At 63.2% G+C, this 7,322-nt stretch carries 9 protein-coding genes; 3 read left to right on the top strand and 6 right to left on the bottom strand.

The window, feature by feature from the left end:
• Positions 1-190 precede the first annotated feature (190 nt).
• The 5 genes from AC0L23_RS35820 to AC0L23_RS35800 form a co-directional block, all read right to left on the bottom strand.
• Positions 191-676, bottom strand: a complete 486-nt coding sequence (locus AC0L23_RS35820) for a F0F1 ATP synthase subunit B family protein (RefSeq protein WP_018459995.1) — start codon at positions 674-676, stop codon at positions 191-193.
• A 5-nt stretch (positions 677-681) separates the two neighbouring features.
• Positions 682-1,245: a F0F1 ATP synthase subunit B family protein gene (locus AC0L23_RS35815; RefSeq protein WP_018459994.1), complete on the bottom strand. Its 564-nt coding sequence runs from the start codon at positions 1,243-1,245 to the stop codon at positions 682-684.
• A gap of 60 nt (positions 1,246-1,305) precedes the next feature.
• Positions 1,306-1,536, bottom strand: a complete 231-nt coding sequence (locus tag AC0L23_RS35810) for a F0F1 ATP synthase subunit C (RefSeq protein WP_007599451.1) — start codon at positions 1,534-1,536, stop codon at positions 1,306-1,308.
• 53 nt (positions 1,537-1,589) lie between these two features.
• A complete protein-coding gene (locus AC0L23_RS35805) occupies positions 1,590-2,339 on the bottom strand; it encodes a F0F1 ATP synthase subunit A (protein ID WP_018459993.1) in 750 nt (249 codons plus the stop codon).
• Positions 2,340-2,453: 114 nt separating this feature from the next.
• Positions 2,454-2,828 (bottom strand): AtpZ/AtpI family protein, encoded by a 375-nt coding sequence (locus AC0L23_RS35800; RefSeq protein ID WP_085384953.1) that lies wholly within the window; start codon positions 2,826-2,828, stop codon positions 2,454-2,456.
• A gap of 390 nt (positions 2,829-3,218) precedes the next feature.
• Between AC0L23_RS35800 and AC0L23_RS35795 the strand changes: the two genes are divergently transcribed.
• The gene (locus tag AC0L23_RS35795) at positions 3,219-3,749 is read left to right on the top strand and encodes a hypothetical protein (RefSeq protein ID WP_085357799.1); all 531 of its coding nucleotides are present in this window, start codon (positions 3,219-3,221) and stop codon (positions 3,747-3,749) included.
• Between the two features lie 133 nt (positions 3,750-3,882).
• Complete coding sequence (locus AC0L23_RS35790) at positions 3,883-4,356, top strand: secondary thiamine-phosphate synthase enzyme YjbQ (RefSeq protein ID WP_026233919.1); 474 nt, start codon at positions 3,883-3,885, stop codon at positions 4,354-4,356.
• Between the two features lie 61 nt (positions 4,357-4,417).
• Here the strand turns inward: AC0L23_RS35790 and AC0L23_RS35785 are convergent, their stop codons facing one another.
• Positions 4,418-6,043, bottom strand: coding sequence for an MFS transporter (locus tag AC0L23_RS35785; RefSeq protein ID WP_018459988.1), 1,626 nt, complete (start codon positions 6,041-6,043; stop codon positions 4,418-4,420).
• Between the two features lie 343 nt (positions 6,044-6,386).
• Here AC0L23_RS35785 and AC0L23_RS35780 point away from each other — a divergent pair, with 343 nt between their 5' ends.
• Entirely contained in the window at positions 6,387-7,058 is a 672-nt protein-coding gene (locus AC0L23_RS35780; RefSeq protein ID WP_018459987.1) for a response regulator transcription factor, read from the top strand.
• The last annotated feature ends 264 nt before the right edge of the window (positions 7,059-7,322 follow it).

The following is a 7,322-nucleotide window of genomic DNA, read 5'->3' as shown; positions in this document are numbered from 1 at the left end:
TTGTCTTACTGCCCCGGGTTGGGGGGCCATACATGACCGCGGGTTTTTTTCTTTATTTTTGGGTGGTTTTTTTATATTTTTTTCCCCGGCTTTGGGGGGGCATGACATCAGATTTGCCGATGCAGTGCCCGACAAACAAAAAAGCCGGCGCTGATCGCGCCGGCTTTTTGATAGGTGAAGGCGATATCCCTCAGTTCAGCTTCTGCCTGACTTCGGTGATGCCCTTGGCGAGCAGATCGTCGGCGACCTGGCCCCTGACCGACTTCGACAGGATCGTGGAGGCGGCCTGGACGGCGGCTTCGGCCGCTGCGGCGCGAACATCGGCCACCGCCTGAGCCTCGGCGAGCGCGATCTTGCCCTCCGCGGTCTTGGTGCGGCGAGCGACGAAATCTTCCACCTTGGCCTTGGCCTCGGTTGCGATGCGCTCGGCTTCGCTCTTCGCGTTGGCGATGATGTCGGCGGCCTCGCGTTCGGCCGAGGCGGTGCGCGCCTTGTAGTCGGCGAGCACCTTGGCGGCTTCCTGCTTGAGGCGCGTCGCGTCATCGAGCTCGGCCTTGATGCGATCGGCGCGATGGTCGAGCGCAGTCATGGCCTTCTTGAAGACCCCGAGATAGCCGAACACGACCATCAGGATCACGAAGGCGATGGCGACCCAGGTTTCAGGATCGAAGAACATATCGATTAACCCTTCAAGGACGCATCAACGGCGGCATTGACCAATGCCGCGTCCGGAACCACGCCCGTGAGCTGCTGCACGATGGTGCCTGCCGCATCGGCCGCGATGCCGCGGACGTTGCTCATGGCGGTCGCACGGGTCGAGGCGATGGTCTTCTCTGCCTCGGCGAGCTTGGCCGCCAGTTGCTCTTCCAAGGCCTTGCGCTCGGCGTCCGCCTGCGCATTCGCCTTGTCGCGGGATTCGTTGCCGATGGCCTGCGCGCGCGAGCGTGCCGAAGCAAGCTCGTTTTCATAGGCCTTCAGCGCCGCTTCGGACTGGTCCTTCAGCTTCTGCGCTTCGGCGAGGTCGCCCTCGATCTTGTTCTGACGCGCCTCGATCGCACCGCCGACGCGCGGCAGAGCGAGCTTGGACACGATCACGTAAAGCGCGACGAAGAAGATCGCGAGCGACACCAGCTGTGAAGCATAAGTGCCGCTCTCGAACGGCGGAAAACCGCCACCGTGACCGCCTTCGGACCCGGTGTGGGCGCCCGCCGCCGGACTTTTCGCCCCGCCATGACTTTCAGCCATGGAGTACTCCTGTTGCAGTCATGCGCGTCGCCTCGGTTGAAGCGGCGCGAAAAATCGTTCTCAGAGCGGAACGAACAGCAGCAGCAGCGCGATCAGCAGCGAGAAAATGCCGAGCGCTTCGGTCACGGCGAAGCCGAAGATCAGATTGCCGAACTGGCCCTGAGCGGCCGAGGGGTTGCGAACGGCCGCGGCGAGGTAGTTGCCGAAGATCACGCCGACGCCGACGCCCGCGCCGCCCATGCCGATGCATGCGATGCCCGCGCCGATAAGTTTTGCTGCTGCCGGATCCATTTTAGACTCCTTGGAAGAAAGATTGGGTTTTGGGTGGAAATTCCCCGGACCGCTCAGTGTCCCGGATGAATGGCGTCGTTGAGGTAGATGCAGGTCAGGATCGCAAACACATAGGCTTGCAGGAACGCGACCAGAATCTCGAGAGCGTACAGCGCGACCGTGAGCGCCAGCGGCAGCACGCCGCCGACCCAGCCAAGGGCGCCGAGCGAGAAGCCGAGCATGGCGACGAAGCCCGCGAACACCTTCAGCGCGATGTGGCCGGCCAGCATGTTGGCGAACAGACGGACGCTGTGGGAAACCGGCCGCAGGAAGAACGACAGGATCTCGATGAACATCACCAGCGGCAGGATGTAGCCGGGGACCCCGTGGGGCACGAAGATCGAGAAGAATTTCAGGCCGTTCTTGGCAATGCCGTAGATCAGGACCGTGAAGAAGACCAGCAGCGCGAGCGCCGCGGTGACGATCAGATGGCTCGAGATCGTGAAGGTGTAGGGGATAATGCCGACCAGGTTCGAAACGCAGATGAACATGAACAGCGAGAAGATCAGCGGGAAGAACTTCATGCCTTCCGCGCCGGCCGTCGAGCGGATGGTCGAGGCGACGAACTCGTAGGAGATCTCGGCGACCGACTGCAGCCGGCCGGGAACCAGCTGCGTGCCGCTGGCGAGCATCAGGATCGAGATGATCGCGACCGCCACCAGCATGTAGAGCGACGAGTTGGTGAAGGCGATCGTGTGGTTGCCGATATGGCCCAGGGTGAAGAGAGGCTCGATGTTGAACTGGTGGATCGGATCGATTTTCATCAGCGCGGCATCTCTTGGTCTGCCGGGCGATGCCGGCGGGTCTCGGTCTGCCGGTCGGGCCCGGCCCGTACCGGCACGAGCCGGCACGATCATTCCTCTCCTGGTGTGGACCGCCTAAGAACCACCGCGCCTGTTTTGACCCGCGCCTGCCGTTCTCACCACATTCACCACGCCGGCGACGAAGCCCAGCAGCAGGAACACGATGAATCCGAAAGGCGACGTCGACAGCAAGCGGTCGAAACCCCAGCCAATCCCCGCTCCGACAACGACCCCGGCGACCAACTCGGAGGATAACCGAAAACCAAGCGCCATCGCCGAGGCTCTGGCCGCTCTGTCCTCACCGTCACCTGCGGGTTGCTCGGACTTGACGTGGCGGCCGCGGAATTCGGACAACCGCTGATCAAGATTTCCGAGCCGTTCGGAAAGCGCAGCTTCCTCGGGCGATCTATCGCGATCTCCATTCTCGCCGTGTCCCGTGCCCTGTGTCATGCAACGAAGACCCGAAACGCCGCGGCTGAATGGAAATTACGCCCGCCACCCTCAAAAGCCGCGCGGACCATACTGATGGCCCATAATCAAGTCAAGCCAAGTCACGATTGTGTCCATTCCTGTTATGTATTTGATTTATCTTGCAATATCGGCGCGGGCGGCAGCGCTGCACACAGCGTGACGCCGCACCGCAGCAGGTCTCCGCTGGATCGGCGGATGCCGTCGCCATTTCGCCCGGCTGCCGGGATCAAAGGGGGCGCCGTGATCGTTCATGTCAAAGGCGCGTTTTGGGCGGCGGATCGCCTCGCCGGGGTGTAGAATTGCGAGACGTGCCACCTTTATGAGCGCCATCTTTGGACGTGCTACCGGCGCGTCGTGGCGGAGAACGCGATGAGAGCAGCGAATTCATCCACAGCATCATGGCTGGTGGCGGCGGCGTTCGCCGCGGTGTTGACCATCAGCGGCGGCTGCCTCGCCGCGCAATCCGCGCCCGACAGCGAAAACGGCCGCTACAGCATGACGCCCATCCCCGAGGGGGTGCTGCGGCTCGACAGCCGCACCGGCACGGTGTCGACCTGCACCCGCAGCGGCGCCGGCTGGGCCTGCTACGCGGTGCCCGATGAACGTACCGCGCTCGACGCCGAGATCGGCAGGCTCCAGGCCGAAGTCGAGACGCTGAAGGGACGGCTTGCGGCGGGGCCGACCGTGTCAGGCAAGATCGACGAGGCGCTGCCGAAAACGGATCCGCTCAAGAAGGCGCAGCCGCAAGCACCAAAGGCCGCCGAGGGCGAGCGCAGGATCGAGATCCCGCTGCCGAGCGACCAGGACGTCGATCGCGTGATGTCATTCCTGGAAAGGGCTTGGCGCCGGCTGATCGACATGGCCAACCGCGTGCAGAAGGACGTGTCGGGGAAGATTTAGCGCGTGGCGAGATGCGGTAGGGTGGGCAAGGCCGCGACGCGCCGTGCCCACCATTTTTGTTTTCGTTGCGTGAGTCGGTGGGCACGCTTCGCTTTGCCCACCTACGGCAGCTTTCCGAATTGAGAGAGTGATGATGACATCAGCCAAATCCATCACGCGCTCGGCGCCATCGTCGGTGCAAGCCACCACCATCGCATCGTCGCTGCTGACCGTGCAGACGCCCGGCCGCGGCTTCACCGATCTCACCGCTGAAGCTGCGAAGTTCGTGGCGGAGGCAGGCGCGCGAGACGGCGCGTTGACGCTGTTCGTTCGTCACACCTCCGCATCGCTGACGATCCAGGAGAACGCCGACCCTTCCGTGCTCGTGGATCTCACCACGGCTCTGTCCCGGCTCGCGCCCGAGAACGCCGGCTGGACGCATGATGCCGAGGGACCGGACGACATGCCGGCGCACGTCAAGACAATGCTGACCCAGACTTCGCTTCATGTGCCGGTCCTGAGCGGCAAGCTCGCGCTTGGCACCTGGCAGGCGATCTATCTGATCGAGCATCGCGCCCGCCCGCACCGGCGCGAGGTGGTGCTGCAATTCCTCGGTAGCAATCAGTAGGCCAAAACAAAACCGGCCGCGGAGACCGCGGCCGGTTGGTGTTGATCTCGATCTGCGTCGATCAGGTCGACTTGATATCGACGTCCTTGGTCTCCGGCAGGAAGAACAAGCCGATCACGACGGTAATCGACGCGAAGATGACCGGATACCAGAGGCCCGCATAGATATCGCCCGTCGAGGCCACGATGGCGAAGGCGGTTGCCGGCAGCAGGCCGCCGAACCAGCCGTTACCGATATGGTAGGGCAGCGACATCGAGGTGTAGCGGATGCGGGTCGGGAACAGTTCGACCAGCATCGCGGCGATCGGGCCGTACACCATGGTGACGAAGAGCACCAGGACGAACAGCAATCCGACGACCGCGGCCACCTGCGGACGGAAGATGTCGAACGGATGCGCCATCTTCACGATGCCCGCATCTCCGGCCTTCGGATAGCCGGCTCCCTGCACGGCGGCGAGCACTGCCGGATTGCCGTCCTTGGCGTTGGCGTAGGGAACTTCCTTGCCGTTGACCATCACCTTCACGCCGGAGCCTGCCGCACCTGGCGTGGTCGAGTACTTGACCGACGACTGCGACAGGTAGGCACGTGCCGTGTCGCAAGGCGAGGTGAAGACGCGGGTGCCGACCGGATTGAACAAGTCGCCGCAACCTGCGGGATCTGCCACCACGTCGACCTTGACCGACTCGATCGCCTTTTCCAGCGCCGGGTTGGCATTGGTGGTGATCATCTTGAAGATCGGGAAGAAGGTCAGCGCCGCGATCAGGCAGCCGCCGAGGATGATCGGCTTGCGGCCGATCTTGTCGGAGAGCACGCCGAACACGATGAAGAAGCCGGTCCCGAGCAGGAGCGACCAGGCGATCAGCAGGTTGGCGGTGTAGCCGTCGACCTTGAGGATCGATTGCAGGAAGAACAGCGCGTAGAATTGGCCAGTGTACCAGACCACGCCTTGGCCCATCACGCCGCCAAACAGCGCCAGCAGCACGAGCTTGCCGTTCTGCCAGTTGCCGAAGGCTTCCGTCAGCGGGGCCTTCGAGCTCTTCCCCTCGTCCTTCATCTTCTGGAAGATCGGGGATTCGTTGAGGCGAAGCCGGATCCAGACCGAAACGCCGAGCAGCAGCACGGAGACCAGGAACGGAATGCGCCAGCCCCATGCCGCGAAGTCGGGTTCGCCGAGCGCGGAGCGCGTGAACAGGATCACCAGCAGCGACAGGAACAGGCCGAGCGTCGCCGTGGTCTGGATGAAGGAGGTGTAGTAACCGCGCTTGCCGTTCGGAGCATGCTCCGCGACGTAGGTGGCCGCACCGCCATATTCACCGCCGAGCGCGAGGCCCTGGGCGAGACGCAGCGCGATCAGGATGATCGGGGCCGCGATGCCGATGGTGGCAGCGTTGGGCAGCAGGCCGACGATGAAAGTCGACAGACCCATGATCAGGATGGTGACGAGGAAGGTGTATTTGCGGCCGACGATGTCGCCGACACGGCCGAACACGATCGCGCCGAACGGGCGCACCAGGAAGCCGGCCGCGAAGGCCAGCAGCGCGAAGATGTCGCGGGTTGCCGGCGGATAGGCCGAGAAGAACTGCGCGCCGATGATGCCGGCCAGCGAACCGTAGAGATAGAAGTCGTACCACTCGAAGACGGTACCGAGCGAGGAGGCGAGAATGACGAACCGTTCGTCCTTCGTCATCCCTCCCGCGCCTGCTTGAGACACAGCCATTGTCGACATGTTGAGTCGCTCCCCGAAAAATCGTTTCCTCGCGCCCTGGATGTCCGGTCATGCCGGATCAACCCAAGCCTTGCCCCCAAGGTAACATTGGCGTGAAACCCGCCCCAATACGACTTTCGGCCTTTCACACTGACGCTCGCCTGACACTGCGAGCCTTCCATCCGGCAACATAGTGCCGGCCTGTGGATTAACCCCGTTGCCGCAAAGGGATAATGTCCACTTGCATGCCACGGCTGGTCGGGAAAGAATTGACCAGGGCCCCGCGCCGGCTTACTGGCCCGGTGCGATTGCCAGCAAGAGAACGATGAACGCTCCCTCGACCCATCTCATCATTGCCGATGACCACCCATTGTTCCGCGACGCGTTGCGGCAGGCGGTGACGGGCGTCCTGAGCTCGGCCAGGATCGACGAGGCTGGATCGTTCGAGGATCTGACCAAGCTTTTGGAACAGACCTCCGACGTCGACCTGATCCTGCTCGACCTGTCGATGCCCGGGATCTCCGGCTTTTCCGGCCTGATCTATCTGCGCGCGCAATATCCGGCTATTCCGGTGGTGATCGTCTCGGCGTCCGACGACAGCGCCACCATCCGCCGCTCGCTCGACTTCGGCGCCTCCGGGTTCATCCCGAAGCGCTTCGGCGTCGACACCTTGCGCGACGCGATCCTCAAGGTAATGGAGGGCGACGTCTGGGTTCCCGCCGACACTGATCTGTCGGCAGTCGCCGACCCCGACATGACGCGCCTGCGCGACCGGCTGGTGACGCTGACGCCGCAGCAGGTCCGGGTTCTGATGATGCTGTCGGAGGGATTGCTCAACAAGCAGATCGCCTATGAGCTCGGCGTCTCCGAGGCCACCATCAAGGCGCATGTCTCGGCGATCCTGCAAAAGCTCGGCGTCGAAAGTCGGACCCAAGCCGTGATCGCCGCCGCGAAAATCGCCGGCGGCCAATGGAAGCAGGGTACCCCGACGGGGTGAGCCTGTAGCGAGCGCCTCTCGCAGCCTGTAGCCCGGATGAGCGAAGCGACATCCGGGACCGCTAGTGCGGCTAGCTAGCGAAAACCCCGGATATAGCTTCGCTCATCCGGGCTACCGGACCTCCTCTGTGTCGCCCCCGTCAATCCGCCGCCGCAAAAATATTCCACTTTACCGAAATTCGGAAATGGCGTATGTGTCGCGCATCCCGGCTCATCCTTGAGGGGCGATCTTGTGGTCGTCATGTTCGCGAGCCGGGCTTGCGGT

The organism is Bradyrhizobium sp. MI1.4, assembly GCF_055811315.1.
This window is presented reverse-complemented; position numbering and strand designations above follow the sequence as displayed.

Excerpts from the sequence above, each read along its gene's own strand:
- AC0L23_RS35820 (WP_018459995.1), bottom strand. The coding sequence starts at position 676 with ATGTTCTTCGATCCTGAAACCTGGGTCGCCATCGCCTTCGTGATCCTG.
- AC0L23_RS35815 (WP_018459994.1), bottom strand. The coding sequence starts at position 1,245 with ATGGCTGAAAGTCATGGCGGGGCGAAAAGTCCGGCGGCGGGCGCCCAC.
- AC0L23_RS35810 (WP_007599451.1), bottom strand. The coding sequence starts at position 1,536 with ATGGATCCGGCAGCAGCAAAACTTATCGGCGCGGGCATCGCATGCATC.
- AC0L23_RS35805 (WP_018459993.1), bottom strand. The coding sequence starts at position 2,339 with ATGAAAATCGATCCGATCCACCAGTTCAACATCGAGCCTCTCTTCACC.
- AC0L23_RS35800 (WP_085384953.1), bottom strand. The coding sequence starts at position 2,828 with ATGACACAGGGCACGGGACACGGCGAGAATGGAGATCGCGATAGATCG.
- AC0L23_RS35795 (WP_085357799.1), top strand. The coding sequence starts at position 3,219 with ATGAGAGCAGCGAATTCATCCACAGCATCATGGCTGGTGGCGGCGGCG.
- AC0L23_RS35790 (WP_026233919.1), top strand. The coding sequence starts at position 3,883 with ATGACATCAGCCAAATCCATCACGCGCTCGGCGCCATCGTCGGTGCAA.
- AC0L23_RS35785 (WP_018459988.1), bottom strand. The coding sequence starts at position 6,043 with ATGACGAAGGACGAACGGTTCGTCATTCTCGCCTCCTCGCTCGGTACC.
- AC0L23_RS35780 (WP_018459987.1), top strand. The coding sequence starts at position 6,387 with ATGAACGCTCCCTCGACCCATCTCATCATTGCCGATGACCACCCATTG.